This is a genomic window from Candidatus Cryptobacteroides sp. (assembly GCF_056207615.1).
The window spans coordinates 13,071-36,064 of sequence record NZ_JBAEER010000005.1; the positions used below are offsets into that span (position 1 = coordinate 13,071).

16 protein-coding genes are annotated in these 22,994 nt (G+C 52.5%); 4 read left to right on the forward strand and 12 right to left on the reverse strand.

Annotated features, from left to right (window positions below; translation table 11 throughout):
* The first annotated feature begins 1 nt into the window (after position 1).
* Positions 2 to 691, forward strand: coding sequence for a DUF5715 family protein (locus tag AC06ND_RS00385; protein WP_475677013.1), 690 nt, complete (start codon positions 2 to 4; stop codon positions 689 to 691).
* Between the two features lie 12 nt (positions 692 to 703).
* Here the strand turns inward: AC06ND_RS00385 and AC06ND_RS00390 are convergent, their stop codons facing one another.
* Genes AC06ND_RS00390 through AC06ND_RS00400 form a run of 3 tightly spaced genes read right to left on the reverse strand, consistent with a single transcriptional unit; the run spans position 704 to position 3,741 of the window.
* Positions 704 to 838: a hypothetical protein gene (locus tag AC06ND_RS00390; RefSeq protein WP_475677014.1), complete on the reverse strand. Its 135-nt coding sequence runs from the start codon at positions 836 to 838 to the stop codon at positions 704 to 706.
* Between the two features lie 6 nt (positions 839 to 844).
* A complete protein-coding gene (locus tag AC06ND_RS00395) occupies positions 845 to 2,941 on the reverse strand; it encodes a tyrosine-protein phosphatase (protein ID WP_475677015.1) in 2,097 nt (698 codons plus the stop codon).
* Positions 2,942 to 2,955: 14 nt separating this feature from the next.
* Entirely contained in the window at positions 2,956 to 3,741 is a 786-nt protein-coding gene (locus tag AC06ND_RS00400) for an NAD(P)-binding domain-containing protein (RefSeq protein ID WP_475677016.1), read from the reverse strand.
* Positions 3,742 to 4,114: 373 nt separating this feature from the next.
* On the opposite strand from AC06ND_RS00400, the gene ypfJ reads away from it, so the two are divergent.
* Positions 4,115 to 4,981, forward strand: a complete 867-nt coding sequence (ypfJ, locus tag AC06ND_RS00405; RefSeq protein WP_475677017.1) for a KPN_02809 family neutral zinc metallopeptidase — start codon at positions 4,115 to 4,117, stop codon at positions 4,979 to 4,981.
* Positions 4,982 to 5,073: 92 nt separating this feature from the next.
* On the opposite strand, the gene AC06ND_RS00410 is transcribed toward ypfJ, so the two are convergent.
* Both AC06ND_RS00410 and AC06ND_RS00415 read right to left on the reverse strand, forming a co-directional pair.
* A complete protein-coding gene (locus AC06ND_RS00410) occupies positions 5,074 to 5,484 on the reverse strand; it encodes an META domain-containing protein (RefSeq protein WP_475677018.1) in 411 nt (136 codons plus the stop codon).
* Between the two features lie 54 nt (positions 5,485 to 5,538).
* Positions 5,539 to 6,171 carry an HAD family hydrolase gene (locus tag AC06ND_RS00415; protein WP_475677019.1) on the reverse strand — a complete coding sequence of 211 codons (633 nt, stop codon included), beginning with the start codon at positions 6,169 to 6,171 and terminating at the stop codon, positions 5,539 to 5,541.
* Between the two features lie 90 nt (positions 6,172 to 6,261).
* On the opposite strand from AC06ND_RS00415, the gene AC06ND_RS00420 reads away from it, so the two are divergent.
* On the forward strand, positions 6,262 to 8,328 hold the full coding sequence (locus AC06ND_RS00420) for an alpha-glucuronidase (RefSeq protein ID WP_475677020.1): 2,067 nt from the start codon (positions 6,262 to 6,264) through the stop codon (positions 8,326 to 8,328).
* A gap of 95 nt (positions 8,329 to 8,423) precedes the next feature.
* On the opposite strand, the gene AC06ND_RS00425 is transcribed toward AC06ND_RS00420, so the two are convergent.
* The 6 genes from AC06ND_RS00425 to AC06ND_RS00450 form a co-directional block, all read right to left on the reverse strand.
* Positions 8,424 to 10,964 (reverse strand): alpha-L-arabinofuranosidase C-terminal domain-containing protein, encoded by a 2,541-nt coding sequence (locus tag AC06ND_RS00425; protein ID WP_475677021.1) that lies wholly within the window; start codon positions 10,962 to 10,964, stop codon positions 8,424 to 8,426.
* Between the two features lies 1 nt (position 10,965).
* Positions 10,966 to 12,138, reverse strand: a complete 1,173-nt coding sequence (locus tag AC06ND_RS00430; protein WP_475677022.1) for an esterase — start codon at positions 12,136 to 12,138, stop codon at positions 10,966 to 10,968.
* 20 nt (positions 12,139 to 12,158) lie between these two features.
* A complete protein-coding gene (locus tag AC06ND_RS00435) occupies positions 12,159 to 13,226 on the reverse strand; it encodes an alpha/beta hydrolase-fold protein (protein WP_475677037.1) in 1,068 nt (355 codons plus the stop codon).
* Complete coding sequence (locus AC06ND_RS00440; protein WP_475677023.1) at positions 13,162 to 15,324, reverse strand: family 43 glycosylhydrolase; 2,163 nt, start codon at positions 15,322 to 15,324, stop codon at positions 13,162 to 13,164. The genes AC06ND_RS00435 and AC06ND_RS00440 overlap by 65 nt, the downstream gene beginning before the upstream one ends.
* 146 nt (positions 15,325 to 15,470) lie before the next feature.
* Positions 15,471 to 16,598 carry a sensor histidine kinase gene (locus AC06ND_RS00445; protein WP_475677024.1) on the reverse strand — a complete coding sequence of 376 codons (1,128 nt, stop codon included), beginning with the start codon at positions 16,596 to 16,598 and terminating at the stop codon, positions 15,471 to 15,473.
* A gap of 2 nt (positions 16,599 to 16,600) precedes the next feature.
* Positions 16,601 to 18,331 (reverse strand): sensor histidine kinase, encoded by a 1,731-nt coding sequence (locus tag AC06ND_RS00450; RefSeq protein WP_475677025.1) that lies wholly within the window; start codon positions 18,329 to 18,331, stop codon positions 16,601 to 16,603.
* Between the two features lie 169 nt (positions 18,332 to 18,500).
* Here AC06ND_RS00450 and murI point away from each other — a divergent pair, with 169 nt between their 5' ends.
* Positions 18,501 to 19,265, forward strand: a complete 765-nt coding sequence (gene murI, locus AC06ND_RS00455; RefSeq protein WP_475677026.1) for a glutamate racemase — start codon at positions 18,501 to 18,503, stop codon at positions 19,263 to 19,265.
* On the opposite strand, the gene AC06ND_RS00460 is transcribed toward murI, so the two are convergent.
* Positions 19,266 to 22,991, reverse strand: a complete 3,726-nt coding sequence (locus AC06ND_RS00460; RefSeq protein WP_475677027.1) for an AsmA family protein — start codon at positions 22,989 to 22,991, stop codon at positions 19,266 to 19,268.
* Between the last annotated feature and the right edge of the window lie 3 nt (positions 22,992 to 22,994).

Below are 22,994 nucleotides of genomic sequence, written 5' to 3' on the forward strand. Positions count from 1 at the left end.
GATGTTTGAGTTCATCCAGGAAAGAAGCAAGCAACTGACATGGATAAGCGCAACCGTCGCCGTCTTGGCGGTGGTGGTTGCCATCGTGTTCGGCCAGAAGAAGGAAAAGAACGAAGATCCGGCTAAGTACCTCGTCCGATATGAGGCACCGGCGATGAAATATGGCACCGTTTTCAATGACCTCAACCCGGAGCAGCTCGCGGCGGCGCAGGAGTTCGGTCTCAAGGAAAGGCCTGCCACGAGGACGGACGTCGAGGGCAAGAACCTGGTTCTCATCGAGGAGACCAAGGCATACGTGGTCGACAAGCTCGACTATTCCATCCCCTACCTCACAAAGAACGCAAAGAAGGAGCTCGACCGCATAGGCGAGGCATTCCGCGCGAAGCTCAAGGAGAACAAGCTCCCTCAATATCAGTTCACGGTGACGTCAGTCCTCCGTACAGACGAGGACGTGAAGAATCTCAGGAAGGTCAACGTCAATGCCAGCGCGAACTCCGCGCACTGCTATGGCACGACCTGGGACATCTCCTACTACACCTTCCAGCATGTCGGGAAGGACAAGCACTGGATGGACCCCGACGACCTCAGGAAGGTCCTCGCGGAAGTTCTCCGCGAAGAGCAGGAAGCAGGACGCCTCTATGTCAAGTACGAGAAGAAGGAGAGCTGTTTCCACATGACCGCCCGCCAGTAGGTCGGGAGTCTGCTACCACTCGCCGTCGTCGTCCAGATTGAAAGACTGGGTGCGATTCTCATCGCTTCCAACCAAGAAAATAGACTCCGACTTGATTTCTATCACTCTGCACTCAGGTGCGGAGTATTCTGTATATATCTTTTCCATATCTGTCTACATGATCTTATTGGTCTGAACCTTAGTATATATGCTCTCGAGAGTATTGTCGTTGTCTGTCGCCCAGTTCGGGTGCTGATACTCTCCGGCCGCCATTCCGAGCATCTTCTCGATGAATCTGTCGAGGTCGCTCGCGCTGATTGCCACTCCCTGCGCCGCAAACTGCTGGTTCAGGTAGTAGTAGGCTTTTTCCTGCCTGTCCTTGCCTTTGTCAGAAGTGTATTTCATGAAGCCGTCTGACGAATAGAATTGCTGAGGCACTTTACTTATGCCACCCGTATACTTTCCCCTCAGGGCAGACTTTCCTTTCACTATCTTCTGCTCATGAGACATATTGGTAATCTCGAACTCAAGCGCTATGTTTCCTTCCGAAACACCCAACAAAGACAGAATGGTAAATCCTACAGCACCGGTCCTGTCCGCTCCAGACTTGCAATGAAAAGCAACCGGGGTATCATTGTTAACGACCTGATCAATGATCCAGGCCACATCCTGTACCACAGAATAATAGGTCAGCGGGGCCGTCATGGCATTGTTTGTCATAATTCTCTTGAACTGCCAACCCGATATGCTTAAGTGCGCTATGTCAAGAGAATAAGCATGTGAGTAATCCGATTTGGTAGACTTCTCCTCAGAAGGTAAAGCCCTGAGGTCAAGCTCAGCCTTAATTCCCATATCCTTCAGTTGTTGTTCTGATTTCTGAGAGAGTTGATGATAATTATTGATATCACCAAGTTCATTCATGTCATACTCTTTCGTATCCAGTTTCCATACTCCATTGAGGCTACCGCAACGATAGACTAAGCCGAACTCCACCTTGTGACCTCCAAGTCCTGTCCAACCACCGAGATCGCGGAAATTCCATGTATCCTCAACGGTCACCATACGAACTCGACCCTCTGCCTTGAACTTGCCGCTTGACTTGACCTCGTTGCCGTCCTTTACCTGATAGGCATAGATATGCCCAGGAATCATGTTCATGAACACATGACTTGTTCCTGTGACAGATCTACCAGAATAGACATCATGACCCTTAGTCACGTCAGTCAAGCCCACCTTATACGTAGCTGAAGATTCACCAGTCCATGTGATGGTATTGTATCTCGGATTATCTTGGTCTACAGCAGAAGTAGCGAAAGTACCTGTGAAATAAGTCGCCGCACCCCATTTGCTATAAGGGCCCTTATCAAGATATGTCTTCAGAGCATTATTCTCGATATTGAAAGTATCGATTGGGGCCAGGGAAACTGCCCTGGCAGGCATCTTCTTGATGGAATTGAGCGAGATGACATTAGCCTTCGATGTTCCGAAATCCTGGTATGATCCGCCGGAGTAGATGCTCACGTCGAAGCCCTCGTCAAATACTCCCACTGGTACTACGAAATGGAAGGTCGTAGGCTCGGAAGAAAGCTGCGCACCCTTGCAGTCCAGGATGATCATCGAACTTCCGCCGTCGATCTCCTCTGCTGCGATTCCGTCCTGGCAGTCCGCGAGAGTGATGGTAGAGCTGCCCCAGAGGCTCTTTCCTCCCCTATCCGAGATGGTGATGTTGTCGACCGCGCAGTCTCCGGTGAGAGAAAGCTGGAGAACGCCCATCACGTTGCTGAAGTTAGCCTTGTACCTCTCGCCGTTGAGTTCCACGGTTCCGACCATGATGTTTGCGGCATGTCCGAATGAGCCGGCCACATACTCCTGCTTCTGAGGAATCTCGATCCTGACCGCACCGTTCTCCACTCCGACCATGGAAGAATATGGATATACGGCGACATAGCTGTCATCCAGTTCACCTTCTGCATTGGTTTTAGCCTCGAACTCTCCGTAAGGATGGCCGGCTTCGCTCTTGAGCTCCATCCTCAGGTCAAGAGCACCACCATTCGTGCTCATGACATGGAAGGCATCGCCCTCGTCCCAGAGGACCTGGATGCCGTCAAGGGTAGTCTTGGTCTCCGGATCTGCCGACGAGGCGGACATCACGATAGTTCTTTCCTGAGCCTGACCCAACTGGGTATCTTCGCCTGGCTTCCCAGTGAAGGGCTCATCAATCGTACAGGCCGCAAGGACTGCAGCCGCAAGCAACACAACAAATTTCTTCATCTCTATTTAGTGGTCTACTTCTGATTCTTCTTTTCCAGTCTGTCCATGATCTTGCGCAAGGCTTCGATCCATGGCTTGTAGCCGTCGGATTCGAGTATGGACTTTAGCGCCATCTCGTTGAGGCCGCCCGGAGTCATCTCGTATGCGAGATCATAGATATCGCCGTCTTCCCTTGCGCGAGCCTTGATGTCCAGGGCCTCGTAGAAGCCGGTCATATAGTCGATGGAGGTTCTCTGCGAGAGTCCCCTCTCCATTCCGAACTTGGTGGTCTCATGTATGAGCATGTAATATGCGCTCATAAGACCGGTGAGTCCCGATATCACCGACAGTTCGCTCTCCTTCTCCACGGTGATCATTCGGCCCAGCGGCGAGAAGAGTGCATCAACCTCCTCATCATATGGGAAGTATGCAATCGGTCCTATGTGCATGGCTGCGAACGGCAGCGGAACCATTCGGAGTATCTTCGCAACCGGACCGGTCATGGCACCGACCTTTTCGATGGAATGGTCGCTCATGATCGACAGTATCTTCTGCTCAGGTCGAAAGTGAAGTTCAGCGAGAATGCCCTCCGCATGACGCGGGATAAGGGTAAGGAATACCCACTCGGCATTGTCCACGACCTCCTGGTTGTCATTGCAGACAGTCACTGCATCGGGGTACGCATCCTTAAGGCGCTGTGCCCTGCCGGCATTGCGAGGAGAAAGATAGAAATGGAGCTGAGAACGAGATTCTGCATCAGTGCAGAAGCCGTCGACGAGGGCTGATGCGATCACACCAGTACCGAGTATACCTATGTTCATAGTCTTAAGCTTGGAAAACGTCGCAAAAATAAAAAAAAGTCACCTATTCTGAGGCAAAAAACGATTGAAGTGGGTACAAAAAAAATGAGCTGCGCCGCATCACGCGGGGCACCTCATACTAACCACATAATTAATAACACTAAAACTAATAACCAATTGATTGAAGGTACTTACTGAACAGCTTTCCCGTTCAACCGATGCAAAGATACGGCGAAAATTTTATTTTGCAAATTTTTTAAAAACTTTTTTCGTTAAAATTTTGTTAAAATCGCATATTCTTCTGAATAATAACATCTTAACAAATTAGTAAAATATTTAATTATAGGCTTTCGGAAAGTAATTATTACTTTTGTACAAACTTAGACAAACAAATATGCAGTTAGACGGAAGAAGACAGAGCTCCAATGTGGTAGACCGCAGAGGAGTATCAAGAGGAGCAGCGGTCGGAGGACTCGGACTCGGCGGCGCCATAATCGTTGGTTTGATCTCCCTGCTCCTGGGCGGCGATCCTGGTGATGCCATCCAGACCATCAATTCCATGATGCAGGGCACCGAGGTTGTCGGCGGAGCTGAGAACCTCTCACAGGAAGAGCAGGAACTTGGAGTGTTCGCAAGCCAGATTCTCGCAGGTACGGAGGACGTATGGACAGAGATATTCAGCCAGTATGGCAAGACCTATGTACCACCGAAGCTCGTCCTCATCAAGGGCCAGGTTCAGTCAGGTTGCGGCGGTGCGACAGCGTCCAGCGGTCCTTTCTACTGCAGCGCAGACCAGTGCGTATATATCGACCTATCATTCTTCACGACCATGAAGCAGCAGTTCGGAGCCGGCGGTGACTTCGCCTATGCATACGTCATCGCACATGAGGTCGGACACCATGTTCAGTATCTCCTCGGTACCCTCCAGCAGGCACATCAGCAGATGGCCAGGGTCAGCAAGACCGAGAGCAACCAGATCAGCGTGCGTCTTGAGCTTCAGGCCGACTTCTATGCCGGCGTATGGGCATACAACGACAATAAGATGTTCGGTTCCCTCGAACCTGGTGACCTCGACGAGGGCCTCGCGATCGCAGCCCGCATCGGTGACGACTACCTCCAGCAGAAGAATTACGGAAGGACTGCCCCTGAGACCTTCAACCATGGAACCTCTGCACAGCGTTCAAGGTGGCTCAAGAAGGGCTTCAGCACCGGAGACATCCGTCAGGGCGACACCTTCTCCCCTGCTTACGCAAGCCTCTAGAGAGGAATTCTGCCTGATGGCAGTTCACAAATACAATAACGGCCGACGATTTTTTCGCCGGCCGTTATCAGTTTATAGATCCCGTGTAGAGACTATTTCTTTGCGAGTACGAGCTTGACGTTGCCGTCTGCATCGAGGAGCTCGAGCTTCTCACCGTTGAGATTGATGCAGAGAGGCTCCTGGATAGCATTCACGAAATTGGTTTCCTGAGCCATTGCTGCAGGATCGCCTGCCATCCTGGTCATCATACCTTCCTCGAGGGTAAGAGCGCCATTCTCGACAGAGTATGTTCCGTTGATCATGTTGACACCGGTATTGGCGCTATAGTTAGTACCGTCGAATGAGATTACAACCTCATTCATGATGGTCTCGACTGCGTTACCGTCGATAGAAACCACTGCCCACTCGCCGTTTACATCTACGGCTTCCTTGGCACCGCCGCATGAAACGACCAAGAGTGCCGATGCTGCCACTGCAGCTGCAAATGATAAGATCTTCTTCATAATGGTTACACTTCTTAATTAACGCTGCAAATATAAATCAAATATCGTTCCTAACTAAATGATTTCGTTAAAATCAGGAAGGACTATATCGCAAAGAGGCTCCAGCGCTTCCGCCGGATTGGTGGTGGAAAGGCCCACGACCTTGCATCCTGCAGCGCGGCCTGCGGCGACACCCGCGAAGCTGTCTTCGAAGACGACGCATTCCTCCGGCTTGAAGTCGAACACACGAGAACCGAGCAGATAGCAATCCGGATCGGGTTTCGACGCCTTGAAATGCTCGCTGGTGAACACCTCGTCGAAAAGATCCCGAAGTGCAGGTCGAGCCTTCCACACGTTCTCCATCTTCACGGCATTGCTGCTAGTCACCAGAGCGGTCTTCACTCCTGCCATCTTGAGCTTCACGAGATAGTCCCATGCACCAGGGATGAAGTCGAACACCATGTTACTCTCGAATTCGTCAAGCTTGCGCACGAGCTCGGGTACATACTGCGGCTCTATCCATCGTTCTGTTATCTGGGTGAGAGTCTGTCCCTTGATACGATATGCGAAATCGGGTATTTCAGGATGGTATATGCGTCCCATTGCGCCCCAGAATTCAGTATACTGAGGCTCCGTATCGACGATCACTCCGTCGAGATCAAACAGTCCAGCTTTAAAAACTGGCTCCAATAATTCTTGTTTTTTCATAATAAGGTCGGCAAAAATGCGAAGTTTTTTTCTGCATAACAAAAAGTTATTGACAAAGGACTTATTATATTTGCACAAAACCAACTACACATGAATATCAGACACCTTATTTTCTGCGCAGCAGCAGTCGTATCCTGCCTGTCGTTAAACTCCTGCAAGGTCACCCCGTCGAATCAGGACGGCAGTGAACTCTGGCTCGTGAATTCACGCCCATACCAGGAGGTGCTCAGCTCGGTGGAGACTGTCATCGACTCATCATTGGAGAAGGAAGAATACCATATCTTTGACGCAGAAGGCAAGCGCATCGTAGCCGGCGGTTCGGAAGCCGGCGTCAGGTACGGAGTATACGCGCTCCAGAGAGCCGAAATCCTCGGCCATGCCGCAAAGGGCATGGACCTCAGGGAGAAGCCATACTACGAGTATCGTATCCTCAACCACTGGGACAACCTCGACGACTCAGTCGAGCGCGGATATGCAGGTCCATCTATGTGGGAATGGACCTCCGAGAACATCCCAGAAGCACGAATCCGTCTCTACGGCGAGCTCTGTGCTTCGGTCGGCCTCAACGGTGCCGTCCTCAACAACGTGAACTCCAATCCTCTCATCCTCGACGAGGAGCATATCGCACGCGTCGCAAAGATTGCAGACATACTCAGGGAGTACGGCATCACCACCTACCTCTCTATCAAATGGACCAGTCCAATCGCTCTCAGCGGACTCACCAGCGGCGATCCTTTCAATGCCGGAGTGCGTCAGTGGTGGGCAGACAAGGCTGCCGAGATCTATGCTGCCATCCCTGATTTCGGAGGTTTCCTCGTAAAGGCGAACTCAGAGGGTCAGGCTGGTCCGCAGGACTACGGCAGGACTCACGCCGACGGCGCGAACATGCTCGCAGAGGCGCTCAAGCCTTACGGCGGTATCGTGATGTGGAGGGCTTTCGTATATGACCCTGCCAGCCCAGACCGCGCAAATCAGGCCGTAGAGGAGTTCCTTCCTCTCGACGGGCAGTTCGCGGACAACGTGATCATCCAGATCAAGAACGGTCCTATCGATTTCCAGGCACGCGAGCCTTTCAATCCGCTCTTCGGTCAGCTCCGCCACACCAACATGATGATGGAGTTCCAGATCACTCAGGAGTATCTCGGTTTCTCCAACCATCTCGTATATCACGGAACCACCTATGAGGAGGTCCTCGATGCCGACACTTATCGTGACGGCGAAGGCTCTAATGTGGCCAAGGTCATCAAGGGTATCGCGGGTGTTGCAAACACCGGTCAGGACAAGAACTTCTCCGGATACATCTTCGCACAGTCCAACTGGTACATGTTCGGTCGTCTCGCATGGAATCCCGAACTCAGCGCCGAGCAGATCGCAGACGAGTGGATACATCAGACCTTCGTAAGACCACAGGGCATGTCAGAGAAGGCATTTGACAACAAATTCGTCGCCCCGGTCAAGGACATCATGATGGAGTCTCGTGAAGCTTGCGTCAACTACACCATGCCACTCGGTTTCCACCATCTCTTCGCCGGCTCTCACTATGGCCCGGGCCCATGGGAGAGGAGCATCCGTCAGGACTGGTCGCCTATGTTCTATCACAAGGCAGACGAGGAAGGTGTAGGTTTCGAGAGAACCCGCAGAGGATCTGACAACGTTGACCAGTACAACGAGCCTCTCGCATCCAAGTATGACGACATCACCACCTGCCCTGAGAACCTCATCCTCTGGTTCCACCATGTTCCATGGGACTATAAGATGAAGTCCGGCAGGACCGTATGGGACGAGATCTGTCTCCACTACGACACTGGTATCTCCGAGGTAGAGAACTTCCAGAAGACCTGGAAGGGCCTTCAGCCTTATGTGAGCCCACAGATATTCGCAGAGGTCACCAAGAAGCTCGATATCCAGAAGAACGATGCAGAGTGGTGGCGTGACGCGTGCGTAGGTTTCTTCCAGACCTATTCCGGAAGGGAACTTCCTGAGGACGTACGCCCTCTCAACATGCCTATCGACTCCGTGATGACCAAGCAGATGCTCTCAAAGCGTGACGGCATGCCTACCCATGATGAGAACAACATGCCAGTCCTCGTGCCTAACCGCAGGTTCGTTCCTGGAGGCCAGATGTCCAGCGCCGGCCCTGTCGCCGGAGAGAAATAATTGGTCCTCGGGGCTTGCAGCCCCGGCGGCCAACACAGAAACTAATAAAAGCCGACCCGCAGAGGGCCGGCTTTTATATAATATAAGGAAACTTGCTAGAACTTCCTGGTAAGAGTGATGACACCTGCAGAGAGGGCATCAATCGAGATGGTAGCCTTGCCGTCGCTTACCTTCGGAGAAGCGGTCTTGAGAGCAACCGCATTCTTATTTTCCATGCTGTTGGCAGCCATGAGGTCACCCGGAGCATAATACTCGTACTCTGCGTGTGCAATACCCTTCCAGTCACCGCTGATCTCGAGCTCATAAGGAGTCTCCGTAGGGTTGCAGACCTTGACGATCACGTCCCTTCCGTTCTCAGACATGGTGGTCACGATGCTGAGGTCCTTGGTCTCGCCCTTGAAGTCTACGAGATACTTCGAGAAGTGGTTGTACCAGAGCTCGGTCACCTGATAGTTAGGTGCAACGAATACATCCTTGTAGTCGAAGTTGATGAACGCGTTGTTCCAGTCAGGCATGTCGGTACGACGGATGAAGAGAGCCGCTGCACCCATACCTACGATATCACGCTGCTCACACACATTGAGGAAGCCAGCAGCGAAGAGACCGGTTCTCCAGTCAATGCTCTGAAGGTTCCACTCCGAGATGAAGAGCTTGATGTTAGGGTTCGGAGAATTAGCAATCACTTCAGCATAGTGGTCGTACTGAGCTGCAAGCCTCTGAGGACCGGTAGCATATCCACCCTGCTGCTCATAGTGATGGAGGCTGAGGAAATCGAAGTAGTTGCCGGACCTGTTGATGAACTCCTCATCCTCTGAGAAGCCACCGCAGGCGATGATGGTGATGGTAGGATCGATCTCGCGCATGGCTGTAGAGAACTCGCGTACGCAAGCCTCATATCTCTCGATACCCATCTCCCACATCTCATTGTCGATCTCCCAGAACTTCACGTTGTATGGCTCCGGATGACCGTTCGCGGCACGCTTAGCACCCCATTCATCGGTTGCAGGAGCATTGCAGTAACGAAGCCACTCGCATGCGCTCTGGATGAAGTCCGGACGCTCCGAGTCTGGACGCTCGAAACCTACAGGAACCACGATGATAGGCTCAGAGTTGATGGTACGGCAGAACTTGATGAACTCGTCGGTTCCGAAGCAGTTCTGGTCGTAATCCATCCACATCCAGTGTGCCCACCTCTGGCGCTCTTCCTGTGGACCGATACCCCACTTCCAGTCATACTGGGCGGTATAACCTCCTCCTGGCCACCTGAGACAGGTAGGATGGAGATCCTGGACCGCCTTGAGGATGTCAGGACGGAAGCCGCCGAGAGACTCTCCGGTCGCGGTTGTAAGGCTCACCTGGTCGACCTGTACGGTACCGTTCTCGACGACGATGGCGAAATCTGCGTCACCAGCGTATGAGCCGGCGCTGAGTTCGATGTCATACTTCTTCCACTCTGAACCCGGTACGCCGAGAGACTGGACAGCCACGTCAGAAGCACCGTTCTTGAGAGCCACAGAAAGCTTGCCGTCGCCCTTCGCGTAGATTGAGCCGACGAACTTCTCGCCTGCAATCACGTTCTGAGGGCCCTGAGCAACGCCGGTAGCGCTGGTGGCAGTGATCTTCTGCGAATAGTCCATATTGATGGCGTCACCCTTGACGAGTTCGAAGCTGCCGTTTCCGAAAGAGTTCCACTGAGGAGCGACAGAAGGAATCTTCACGTCCTCTGGAGTACCCTCGAAGTAGGTGGTGTAGCCGTTAGGTGAAGTGACCTTGATATTCTTATAATAGGTCTCGGTATAGTTTACCCAGAGAGTCACGTCGTTCTTCGGAGCAAGTGAGAGCTTGCTGTAGGCAAGCACCTTCTTGCCGTCCCAGAACACGGTGATGTTCTTGCCGCGCACATTGATGCGGAGCTTATGCCAGTCGCCGCTCACCCACTCGAGAGGTGGGATCTGCGCTGTTGTAGCATTCTTCATCACGATTGGTTCAAACACGTTCACCTTGCGTGTACGTGGGCCCATCTGCATCTCCCTCTCAACCTGCTGTGCGAGAGCGAAGTTAGGACCGGTCTCGGCTGCCTGTGCCCTCTCCCTGGCCTGTGCGAGGTTATTGGCCTGAATCTGAGATTCGGTCTGCGCAGGATTGAAGAGTCTTGCCTCATACTTAGGATCATGGATACGGACGTAGTAAGGCTTGCCCTCCGCGTCGTTTCCGACAGCGAACCTGATATCAAGGAGACCACCTGACCATGACCTTCTGGCAAGCTTGTACGCACGCCAGTTGACGTCCATGGTGATGTCGTATGAATCCGCGTTCACGGTAGTGATGTTGAGAGGCTGCTCATAGCGGGTAGGAGAATGGAGGACGTCGCCATCCATGAACCAACCGTCGAAGAAGCCATCCCTCGGCGTGATGCCTGGGTGGTGCTCAGGCTCGAAGGACCTCTCATAGATAAGTTCCTGCCAAACACCGTTGTTGGCAGAAAAATAGATGTGCTCGAAGAGCTGACCGTACAAGTTCTCGTCGATGATTCCGGAAGGCTTCTTCGCGGTCACGTCGATAGAGACTTTTTCCTGTGCGGCTGCGGCTGCGGTAAATGCCGCAGCCGCCATTGCTATACAAATGATTCTTTTCATTCTACTTGAAGAGTTTCTTGGCAACGATTTCGATATAGTCACGGCAGTTCATCCAAGTATGTCCGCCGCCCGGGTTATAGAAATCATGCTTGATTTTGAGAGTGGTGAGCTGCTGATCGAGGTCGCGGGACGCCTTGATGAGGAAGTCGTCCGAACCTGTGCCGAGCCACATCATCTTCACGTTCTTCTTGATTGCCTTGACCGGTGCATACACGCCTGTCTCGAAGTTGGTCCTGTACTCCTCGCCGAAGATGGCAGGTGCCATCGCAGCCACGTACTGGAACTGCTCAGGATTGCCGAGTCCACATGCGAGTGCCTGACGTCCGCCGAGAGAGAAGCCTGCGATAGCGCGGTTCTTCTTGCCGGTGAGGACGTTGTAGTTAGACTCGATGAACGGAACGACCTCGTCGAGAATCTCACGGGTGACGATGTCAGTGCCGGTAGCGTCATAGCTGTCAGCAAGTCCGCGCAGCATCATCTCCGGATAAGGATTCGCGTAAGGCATGACGATTATCATCCTCTTTGCGAGGCCCTTGGCGATGAGGTTGTCAAGAATGATGTTCACATGTCCGACCTTGAACCATGTCTCATAGGTATCGGTCATACCGTGGATGAGATAGAGGACAGGGAGCTTCTCGCTGCCTGCAGGATCATAACCGGCAGGAGTGTAGACGCACATCGGACGATCGAAGCCGCCGCAGTTCTCAGAATGGTAGTAACGATAGGAAACCTTTCCATGAGGCACCTTCTGGATATCCTGGATGCCAGGCTCCGGACCGCGTACGTCTGCAAGAGAGTACTTGAAGCCCTCATTAGGGAAGATGAACATGTTGTTAGGATCGGCCACCTGGGTGCCATCGATCTGGAAAGCGTATGGATAGATGTCAGGCTGGTCCGGCTTGACGGTGATAGTCCACACTCCCCTCTCGTCCTTGGTCATCGGCTTGGTGCCGCTGAACATCTGGCACTCGAGCTCGACCCTGGTAGCATTTGGGGCCTGGCAGCGGAATGTCACGCTGCCGTCAGCATTGTACTCCGGAGATACGACACCGGCTGGGAAGAGACGAGCCATCACCTCCGGGGTGAGTCTCTGCTCCTGCTGCTGGGCATTGAGGAGGAGAGGCATGAGCATCGTCGCCGCTACAGCCAATATGGTCTTGTATACTGTTTTCATGATAGTCTCGTGGATTTAGGTTATTCCTGGAAAAGAAGCGGCAGCGACTCCTCAAGCCAGAACTTGGCATTCATCCAAGTGTGGCCGTACTTGTCGTTTGTAAATACCTTGATGTTGTTGATTCCCTTCTTGTCGAGGAAGTCCATATATTCCTTTGCGTTTCCGTAGAGGAAGTCATCGGTTCCCACGCCGAGCCAGAACACCTTGATGTCCTTGTTGAGCTTCGCTGCATCATCATACACGCCTGGAAGATCCATGCTGGTGAATGAGCTGTATGAGCAGAGATGAGAGAACTTGTCGAGGTTGGTAAGTCCGAAGGCAAGGCCCTGGTTACCACCGCGGGAGAAGCCTCCGATCGCACGATGCTCGCGGTCATTGATGGTCCTGTAGTTAGACTCCACGAAAGGCATGAGGTCGTTGAGAAGATCCTTGCTGAACGCGTCACCAAGCTTCCTCATGTCGACCTGACCTGGCTGGAAGTATTTCGAAGGATTACCGTAAGGAAGAACGACTATCATGTCCTTGGCCTTTCCCTCTGCGATGAGGTTGTCAAGGATGAAGTTGACTCGTCCTACCTTGAAGTACACCTCCTCTGTGTCGGTGGTACCGCTGATGAGGTACATCACAGGATACTTCTTGCCCGGATTCTTGTCGTATGTAGGAGGAGTATAGACGATAGCGTTGCCGAATGTTCCGAGTGTCTCGGACCAATAGTTGACATAGTCCACGCTACCGTGAGGAACTTCCTTAATCGCATGGAGCAACGGCGCCCCGTTGCCACGGATGTCCACGACGCTGTTCTTGAAGGTCTCGTTAGGGAACCAGTCCGGATTCTGAGGATCCATGACATTGATTCCGTCAACGATGAAGCAATAAGGATAGAGGTCCGGAGCGGCTGGACCGACAGTTGCGGTCCAGACTCCGTCCTTATTCTTCTCCATCTGCACAGTGCCGGCGAACTGAACGTTCAGCTTGACGTCCTTGGCGTTAGGATTAAGATAGTTGAATGTTACTGTGTTGTCCCTATTTACGATTGGAGACTCTACGCGAACCCTTGCTATTACTGGGAGAACTGGGCTGATCTGCAGGAACGTCCTCGATCACGACTCTGATCTTACCTGCGGTCTTGCCAGGGATAATCTCGAATCTGAGCTGCTTGGTGATCTGGGTACCAACACCCATCTTGGTAGCAACCTCAGTGTAAGTTGGCTTAGGGTTGGCTTCCTTAGAGATGAGATCCTTCTCAGTGAGCTCGCCGTTGAAGAATACAGGGCCATAAGAGTGGCTGAGTACCCAGTAACCTGGAGTCACGTCGTCGAATACATACTCGTTAACGCCTTCCTTGATCATGAAATACCTGGTCTGGTTGTCCATGGTATAACCTGATACGCGCTCGCCCGGCTTTCTCTTGAGGAGCTGGATCTCAGCACCGGTACCCTTGGTAGCAAGAGTATTCTCCTTGTAGTAGTTGAGACCGCTGTCGAATGCCTCTACGTCGAAGTAGTACTCAGGAGCGGTATTGAGGCTATGCATGTAAAGGGTATTCTTGCCGTAAACGATGTAGCTGTTGTAGAGCTTGTTAGGCTCGATACCGTAACGAACTACGTATCCGTCTGCACCTGGGACAGGATCCCAGAGGAGGTTGGCCTCGCGGCGATCCTCAGGATTGCGGACTACCTTGACATCCTTTACCTTGGTCCTGGACTGCCATGAAGTTGTACCGAACACGCGGAGGTCCTTGATAGAGAACTTGGCGTTGTCGTAGCAAGCCACGTTGGTAACCCTGACGTAGCGTGCGTGCTGAGGAGTTGCAAGCTCGTTGTAGTCATGCCTGAGCTCGACCTTGTTGTTAGGCTTGTCGATGATCTTGGTCCAGGTGTTGCCGTCCCTTGAAACCTCGACGGTGTAGCACTGGTAGTGGTCAGGATTGTTGGTGAAGCCGGTCATACGGTCACCCACGCTCTGTGAAGCCTGTGCATCGATATGGTCCCAGTTGATCTGGATTGCGCAGATATTTGCGTCTGCACCGAGGTCCACGGTGAAGAACTCACCAGGATTGCCGGTCTCAGCGCACCAATAGGTGGTGAAGTTCTCGTCGAGAGCCCTGTCAGGAGTGAAGTTGCCGTAAGTTGAAGATACGATGGCCTTCTTGCCGTTTGAAAGAAGCATCCAGTCAGCATAGTTGTCCACGCCGTCGCTAGGTCTCATGTCAGGATAGAACTGAGGATAGTCACCGAGAGCGGTGTTAGAATACATGACGCCCTCTGCATCGACTGCTGTAGGATAGATTGCGAGCTCAGAGCCACGGCCGGTGCCGCCGAACTGTGCAGGAATCATACAGATGGTCCAGAGACGACCGTTCTTGTCATGGAATGTGCTACCATGTCCTGCGCCCACCTGGAAACCGCTGGTCTTGAAGGTGAGAGGGTTATGCTCTGAGTATGTGAAAGGACCTGTAGGGCTGTCTGAAACATATACACCATGTGAGTAAGAGATGAACTCAAGACCGATGGCAGCATACTGGAGATAGTACTTGCCGTTGTGCTTGGTCATCCAAGGGCCCTCGATCCAAGGGAACTCCTCCTCGAAATAGTCGCGACGGCCGTTGAAGATAGAGTAGATCACGTCCTCAGGCTTGCGGGCCTCGAAACCATGGTTCATGATGTCGCTGAAGAAGAGCTGCTTTGGCTCGGTGATCTCGTGGAAGGTGACAGGATCGAGCTCGACCACCTGGAAAGGCATGATCTGTGACCAGCCGAAGTACAGGTAGAGACGGTCGTCATCGTCAACGAAGAAGTTTGCGTCACCGTAACGGTCCCTGTCGAGCTGGCCGCAGAGTTCCCACTGACCCTTCTTTGCGTCGATACACTTGTAGACGTTCTTGTTGTTCATTGAGCAACCGATGAGAGTACCCTTGTACTCTGCTACCGATACGACACCACCTGGATAGTTAGGAGCGTCGACATAGGTCCAGTTGCGGAAGTCTGGAGAATACCAGTATCCCTTGCGATGGGATACGAAAAGATAGTAGTCGTCCTGATAGATGAGGACGATAGGTTCACCACCACGGTACGCCCTCTCGTTGCCGATGATGACGTCAAGTGGATTTGCAAATGTCTTCGGAGCCTGAGCGAACATGCTCATGCTGGCGAGGATTGCGATACAAAAGGCTAGGAGTCTTTTCATAATCTATGTGTTATTAAAAAATTGATTTGCCAATAACACAAATTTACTCAGAAATAAGACTCGTTGCTATCAGAATCTCTCCCTTGTCTTTAAAATACAAACCATGATATTGCAACCACGGTTCATTTTGGCGCCAGAACGTCCCATCAGCCCTTGCGGGCAGGGAGAATGAAGTAGAATTTGGCTCCGCCGGTATAGCTTGCGTCAAGGTAGAGCTTCGCTCCGAGACAGCGCGAGATGGCAAGGCTGGTATGGAGGCCGAGGCCCGCGCCCTGCATGTTAGGATCGACCTTGTAGAAGCGGTCGAAGATGAACGGGATGGACTCTGGCGGGATACCTACTCCGGTATCCGTCACGCATACCGAAGTCGAGCCGTCCTCCCTGAGGTCGAGCCGCATGGTGATGTTTCCCTTGAAGGTGTTCTTGCACGCATTGGTAAGTATGTTAACGAGCACCTGGTGCACTCGCATCACGTCAGTCTCCACCCTGAATTCCGGAGGAAGGTTGTCGATGAACCTGAACTCGACGTCGGAAGGCATCCTATGTTCGACGCTCTTGATCGCCCTGACGCAGATCTCCTGCATCTTGGCATGAGAGTAGCGTACCTTGAACTCGCCTCTCTCCACGTCGGCGACGCTGATCATATCATCGATGATGGTAAGGAGCAGCTCGGCGTTGTCGGCGATGAACTTGCTGTATTCCTGGCGTTCCTCCACGGTGATGAAATCGTCCGGGAGTCCGAGCATCTGCGAGAATCCGAGAACGGCATTGAGCGGAGTCCTGATCTCATGACTCATGTTCTGCAGGAATCTGGACTCAACCTCACTGGCGAGCTTGGCCTGGTCGAATGCGTCCTCGGCGATCTCCCTTGCCGTCATGAGCTCGGCATTGGTCGCAAGCAGCTCGAGGTTGCGGCTCTTCGCCCTCGAATTGAACAAGAGCGCGAGTACCAGACCGACGATCAGAATAATGCCCAATACCAAGAATGTTATGTTCAATATATTGGATGGCCTCCTGCTCGCCATTATGGCGGCAGCATCCTCGAGAAAGGCCTGAGCCTCCTGCATATTCCCGGCACTGATCATATCCCTGGCCTTCTGGATATACAGGTCCACGGAATCAAGCGGCGCGCTTCCGCCACCTGCAGTACCGTAATCATAGGTTTCGAAGGAACTGTGGAAGCCATGATGGCCCTGAGAGCGGGAAAAACCCGGCTCACAGGACAGCGCCATGAGAACCACCGACGAAACAATTATATATAATAGTCTTTTCACTTTCAGTCCAGTTTTGTCTCCATAGGTAACACGAACAGGAACCTCGATCCGTTCCTGTAGTTCTTGTCGAGCTTGACCTCGGCATGAAGGGCCTCGGCAATCTGTCGGCAGATGGCAAGGCCGATACCAGATCCCTGCTTCTTCCTGTCAAGCTTGACGAAGCGCTCGAATACGGCATCCTGAAGCATAGGAGGAATGCCGCAGCCCGTATCCGTAACAGCAAAGGTTATCTTTCCCGGGTTCTCGTTAACCGAGCAGTGAAGCTCGATGGTTCCCGTCTCAGTATTCTTGGTCGCGTTCGTCAGGAAATTGATGAGCACCTGAAGACAGCGGTTAGGATCCGACTTTATGACCAAGGAATCATCTGCGGAAGATGTGAAGAACATCTCCACTCCGTCCTTGCATCTATGCTGGCAGGTCAGCACAGCCTGCTTTCCAATCTGATTCACATTGGTCTCGGAAATCATGAACGACATCTTCTGATTAGTGTTTCCGGCAGTAAGAACGTCGTCGATGAGTATGGTAAGAAGCTGAGCGTTCGCGCCGATGAACTCAGAATAGCTGTTTCTCTCCTCCTCCGTGAGAAAGTCCGGAGGAAGCGCAAGTAGCTGAGAGAAGCCGACCACGGCATTGAGAGGAGTCCTGACATCATGGGCAATGGTCTGGACGAAGTCTGTCTTCTCCTGGTTCGCTGCAAGAATCTCCGCATTCTTCCTCTTGACCGTACGGAACATATGATATCCAAGGATGAGTATGACGATCAGCAGACACACGGCCACGACCACGATCCATCTCATGAATTTGACGCGCTGCTGCTCGTGCTCAAGCAGAAGTTCATTGTTCTGGCGACGGAGAAGCTCGTTGGAAAGCGACATGTTCACGAGCTCGAAATCGCTGTTGTTCTCTATGCTGTTCTTATTCTTGAGCGCATTCGAGAACTCCTCGTAGTAGGCCAGAGCCCTTGTGGTCTGTCCCTGAGCCTTGGCCATGAGATATCGAAGCTTCTTTGCCTTGATATCTTCGAGTTTGTCGGCATATTTCTCCACATTCACGTTACCGGTGGTGAAGAGATCGGCATAAGCCTCGATGAAGAGACTGTCCCTGTAGTCAGGGCAACGGTCGAAGGTCCTGAACGTCTCGTATGAGTCAAGGAAGCCTTCCCTCTCGCCGAGGTAGCCATAGATCAGGCAGGTGATGATCGTACCGTTTCGGAGATTGACTTCGCTCCTGTCCCTGTCTACGAGATTGCTGAGCAACGAGAGTGCGTCCGCGCACTTGCACATCGCGTACTTGTTGCGTGCGTACTCAGTCTGTGCTGCGTTATATAGTTCCGGGTCCTTCAATGCAGAAGGGATTGAGAGACACTTCTCGTATGCTGCATCTGCCAGGATGTAGTCAGTATGGAGGTAGTAGAGTCTTCCGAGGATATAGTTCAGGTATGCCCAGCCGACATGGTCCGGTTTCTCTCCGGCAAGTTCATCCTGCATCTCGTAGATGATGACCCTGGCCTTCGTCCTGTTCATGTCGTTGACATAGTACAGAGCCTCTATGAAATATGTCCAGAAAAACTCATTTCTGTCCCCAGGCTTGTCGCACATGAGCCTCAGTTCCCTAGCCTTGGACACCACCGAGCTGTCCCTACCGTTGTAGAGGTTCAACACCTCATCGTGGGTAACAGCTCCTGAACCCAGACAGGAAATCATGAGCAATAATGTCAGAAGTATTCTTTTCACGGCCGAATTACTTATCACAATGATGTACAAATATATATTCGGCCACGCTTCAGGGCAATTCTACCCGAGACAAGCTATTACGGATATCACATCAAGGATTCAAGAATTCACAAAAAGCTGGTTTATAGCAAACTTTATTATAAATTTGTAATAGAAAAGTACAGAATTGATGATAGGAATCTTCGATTCAGGGGCCGGTGGCCTCTCGGTATATAAAGAGATATTCAGATTGCTCCCGAGGGAGAAGTATGTCTACTTCTCTGACAATGCACATTGCCCATACGGGGAGAAAAGCCAGGAGTACATAATCAATCGCGCATGCGAAATCACAGAGATGCTGATGGAGCAGGGCTGCGAGGTAGTCGTGGTTGCATGCAATACGGCAACAGCGGCGGCAATCTCCACCCTGAGGGCCAGATACGATATTCCTTTCATAGGAATGGAACCGGCAGTCAAGCCGGCAGCGCTCGCAACGCGCAGCGGAGTCGTCGGAGTTCTTGCAACCGCAGGCACGCTCAAGGCCAGCAAGTATCTCGACACTAAGGACAGGTACACCGACGGGGTCAAGGTCGTGGAGCACGTCGGCCAAGGATTCGTGGAGCTCGTCGAAAGCGGCGTTCTCGAAGGCCCGGAAGCAGAAGCCATAGTAAGGGCAAGCGTAGAGCCTCTGACCGACGAAGGATCGGACATCATCGTACTGGGATGCACCCATTACCCCTTCCTCAAGGACATGGTCCAGAAAGTTGCCGGAGAGAGTGTCAGAGTCATCGATCCCGCCCCTGCAGCAGCCAGACATCTTCTGCGCGTAGTCACGGCCAAGGGTCTTATAAAAGAAGACGGCAACCCTCGGGCTACAGATCCGAAGGATGCCGATATAAGGCTTATGTCAAGCGGAGACAAGAGTGCTCTCGAAAGGATCTTCGCACTCCTCTAGCTAATCCTCATCATCGTCGTCATCGTCACCGAAGTCCACGGCAAGCTGCCTGAGGTCTGCGGCTGAGACTCCGAGCGAATCCAGACGTGCCACCTGGAGAGAATCGAGATTGTCGAAATCAGGATTGTCAAGGTCGATCACCGAGCCTATCGCATCCATCTTGTCGAAAATGGCCGAGTGCCTTGCCGAGAGCGTGTCTGTTGGATTATCCTCGACTGGCTTATAGTTCACCTTCTCCTTGTAGTCATCCATTCTCTGCTGTACATTGTACTCCTCGATGGCGCGTTCCACGCTCTTCTGGAAGATGTTCTTGATGACTTCCTTGAGGTTGGCCTTAGACTCATCCACCATTGTAGTGAACACAGGCATCCTCTTTTCCCTCTTGTACTTTGCTCGTCCCAGACGGAACTTGAACTTATCGAAGTCTCCGAAGAGATCGATTCCGAACTTGAACAGAAGAGGCGACTTCATCACCGACACATGGTACTTGAACGAGGTATCAAGGTTCTGAATGCCGGCAAGAGCTAGCTTGTAGCGGTCGATGTCAAGAACGAACGGGAATATCTCCACGTGGTTGTCCCCGATGAGTCCGTCCACAGACATGTGGTCGACAAAGAGCTGATTCCTGTTCTTGAACATCAGGAGCCTTGTGATCTTAGAGAGATCTCCCATGTCATCGACCATGAGGTCGCTACCGGCAATCCTCACGACGCCCTTGAGTGACGGGAACTGGATATCCATGTTCTCATCGAGGTCCGTGGTCACTGCCACGCTGCAGTTGAGAAGGCCCGAGAAGGACTTGAGCATAGGAATGAGACTATCCACGGCAGGAACCAGTTCGACGACTCGCTCGGCAGTGATGTCTTCAAGGTCGATTGATACACCGGCCTTGATATCCTGCTTGGTCTTGGTCGAGTAGAATGCTTCGCAATAGACGTTGCCCATGTTGGACATCGCAATCATGTTCGTAAGCTGCAGGCACCTCTCCTTCATGGTAAGCTCGGCCTGCACCCAATCGAAATCGATAGTCGAATACTGTATTCTGTTCGCGTCGAGGAAGACGTTCGCATTTACGTTCGCGGGGATGACGATGAGCTTGTGCTGTATGGTCGTGTCCGCGAAATCGGAATGTACCACCGAGGCCTCGAAATCAGAGTCCGTAAGATCGGCCGCTGCCTTGATGTCTTCCTCTGTCACCTTGGAGCCCGCATCAAGAGCCGCCAGGAGCTCATTTGCATTGAGAGCGTCAGAAGTAACCCTGAGGTCGAGGTTTATCGGGCCTCTGCCCATCAGCGCTCGCCTGAGGTTCGTCACGGAACCGCTTGCCGCGAGATCCGAAGTACCACTTCTGAAGACTATGCTGCTAAGGTCAATGTTGTCGCTCGTGAAACTTGCCACAGCCTTGCTGACACTGTTCTTCAAAGGTAGGTACGGAGTTGTCATGGTCGCCCTGCCGAGCGACAAGCGACCCTTGAGATCCCATTGATTGAACATCTCAGCAACATTCCCGGTAAGCTTGAAGTTCAGATCCGCTGCCCTGAAATCCTCTTCGCGAAGCCATTCAGGAAGTTCGCCACGACGACGTTCACCTCCCCTTCTCTGACCACGGACATGCTTTGCGATGGAGTCACGTGGGATGTCCGGATGGTTCCTCGAGATGGAATCCAATCGTGCATTCGACCTTGCCTTGCGCAGATTCTGCCTCATCACGGCCGTGACTTCGGCATTCAATCGGCTTACGTTCATGCGGTTCGCAGCGCTCCTGATCGAAGCACGTGCGATATCGCTCGTCGCGTAGAGCTCCGGAATGTTCGGATTGCCGGCATGAGGTCTGATATAGAAATGGTCTTTGAGGTCACGTACATTGATTCTGGTCGAATCAGCGTCCTTGATGCGTATCGACCTGATCGTGTTGAAGCCGCAGAAAGGACGCACGTTCTCAGTGAACGAGAACTTCATGTCGCTGAGCAGATCGGCGGAGTTCTGAGCATCGAGGACAAGCTTTCCGGCCCTTATGTACATGCCCTTGTAATCAGCGCTCAGCGTATCTGCGACGGTAGAGACCATCAGCACACGGGCGTTGTCCGCCATGCTCTCGTCATACCTATTCTTCGTAATGCCGAGATTTATGTCCAGGCCATCCACATCGACGGAGAACTGATTGTCCGGCATCGAGAACACGAAGCAGTCGCTGGTAAGCTCTCCAAGAATCTCCGCATCTCCTATGCGGTTCATCGACGTCAGCTGCGACAGCAGGGCCTTCGCACTTATTACTGCGTTCACATCTCCCTCGGCCTCCATTCCGAGGTCCTTAGGGAGCACGCCCATCGCCTTTGCGACGTCGGCTGCGAGCTTCGAGTCAAGCTTTATTGCCGGATCTTTGCCGAGAAGGTCCTTGACCTCAGCAGCGGCCCCGAACAGGAGTCCGTCGGTATGGACGTCAAGAGTATCCACCCTCACGTTGAGAGGATCTCCGGCACCACCCTTGGCTGCGGCATCCATGTAAAGGTGGAGTGCCTGATCCACGCCCTTGTACTTAAGGTACGAATCAGGAATGGATATGCTAGCCTTGAGTGCAGGAAGTTCCTTGGTCGCCGGCACATAGTATCCGTTCACATCCGCGCTGAGCAGGATCTTCGCATCGGACTCGATCTTTCCAGCCTCCGACCAGAATGACGGTCCGTATTCCTTGATGAGATCACCGACACGTATAGGCTTCATCGCCACGTCCGCATCGACGAAATATCTGTCAGAATAGAGTATTGCCTGTCCCTTGACATCAAGAGGAATACCGGCTACGTCGGCTCTGAGGCGCTTGATATTGATGACAGGAATGCTGTCCTTAGGACATCCGGCCTTGGCATCTATGGTCATTGGGACCTTGAGCCTGCCGAAATTGTCGGTGGCGGCGTAGGCCGTGGCATCTGCGTCAAGAGAGAAATCCTTCCTGTTCCCCTTGAGCGCGAGGCTCTGGAGATTGAACAGTACGGTGTCCTTCTTGTACCTACCGGTCACGGTGAGCTCATCCACCTCGAAATTGCCCCTGCTGGAGAACAAGTCCTGGAGGGCAAGTCTGCCCCTGAGACTCATCTCCTTGAGAGTCATGCGAGTAAAGAGAGTGTCAGACGGCATGCAGAATACTATGTGTGCATTGTCTGCAAGACGCACCTTGTTGAGCTTAATCTTCAGCTTGTTACCAGCTTCGGACTCGACCTCGATCGCCTCCTGGTCGGAAGCTTCATCACTGACGCTTTCTCCGCCATCACGGAGAATGTTCCAGTTCGCATTCTCCCCATCGTACATCTTCGCGAACACGCGAGGATGGAGGAGTTCGACTCTCTTTATCTTTATGGTCTTAGTCAAGAGGGCAGGTACGCTCACCGCTCCGGTAAAACGTTCGAAGCTGGCCAAGGTATCGGCAGCAACGTTCCTTCCCTCCCTCATCAGCACGGCAGAAGAAGCATTCTCGAAGCGTGCGTAACGGTCATGCGGATATGTCAGCACGGCATTGTGCATCCTGACGCTGACATTGGGGAAGTTTCGGAAAATAGAGATGCCGGCCTTGTCAAAGACAAGGTCAGCATCAAGAAATTCCGGAGCATATCTATTGACGAGGCGCGTAGCTACCGCCGGTGAAAGGAGAACCTCCACCACAACGAGAAGCCCGAATACGACACCCGCCGTCCAGGCGAGCCCCTTGAGGGCCTTCACCTGCCATCTCTTCATCTT

Bases quoted from the DNA above. Each gene is read 5' to 3' on its own strand.
- AC06ND_RS00410 (WP_475677018.1), bottom strand. From the start codon at position 5,484: ATGAAGAAGATCTTATCATTTGCAGCTGCAGTGGCAGCATCGGCACTC.
- AC06ND_RS00395 (WP_475677015.1), bottom strand. From the start codon at position 2,941: ATGAAGAAATTTGTTGTGTTGCTTGCGGCTGCAGTCCTTGCGGCCTGT.
- murI (WP_475677026.1), top strand. From the start codon at position 18,501: ATGATAGGAATCTTCGATTCAGGGGCCGGTGGCCTCTCGGTATATAAA.
- ypfJ (WP_475677017.1), top strand. From the start codon at position 4,115: ATGCAGTTAGACGGAAGAAGACAGAGCTCCAATGTGGTAGACCGCAGA.
- AC06ND_RS00385 (WP_475677013.1), top strand. From the start codon at position 2: ATGTTTGAGTTCATCCAGGAAAGAAGCAAGCAACTGACATGGATAAGC.
- AC06ND_RS00460 (WP_475677027.1), bottom strand. From the start codon at position 22,991: ATGAAGAGATGGCAGGTGAAGGCCCTCAAGGGGCTCGCCTGGACGGCG.
- AC06ND_RS00420 (WP_475677020.1), top strand. From the start codon at position 6,262: ATGAATATCAGACACCTTATTTTCTGCGCAGCAGCAGTCGTATCCTGC.
- AC06ND_RS00400 (WP_475677016.1), bottom strand. From the start codon at position 3,741: ATGAACATAGGTATACTCGGTACTGGTGTGATCGCATCAGCCCTCGTC.
- AC06ND_RS00390 (WP_475677014.1), bottom strand. From the start codon at position 838: ATGGAAAAGATATATACAGAATACTCCGCACCTGAGTGCAGAGTGATA.
- AC06ND_RS00425 (WP_475677021.1), bottom strand. From the start codon at position 10,964: ATGAAAAGAATCATTTGTATAGCAATGGCGGCTGCGGCATTTACCGCA.
- AC06ND_RS00415 (WP_475677019.1), bottom strand. From the start codon at position 6,171: ATGAAAAAACAAGAATTATTGGAGCCAGTTTTTAAAGCTGGACTGTTT.
- AC06ND_RS00430 (WP_475677022.1), bottom strand. From the start codon at position 12,138: ATGAAAACAGTATACAAGACCATATTGGCTGTAGCGGCGACGATGCTC.
- AC06ND_RS00440 (WP_475677023.1), bottom strand. From the start codon at position 15,324: ATGAAAAGACTCCTAGCCTTTTGTATCGCAATCCTCGCCAGCATGAGC.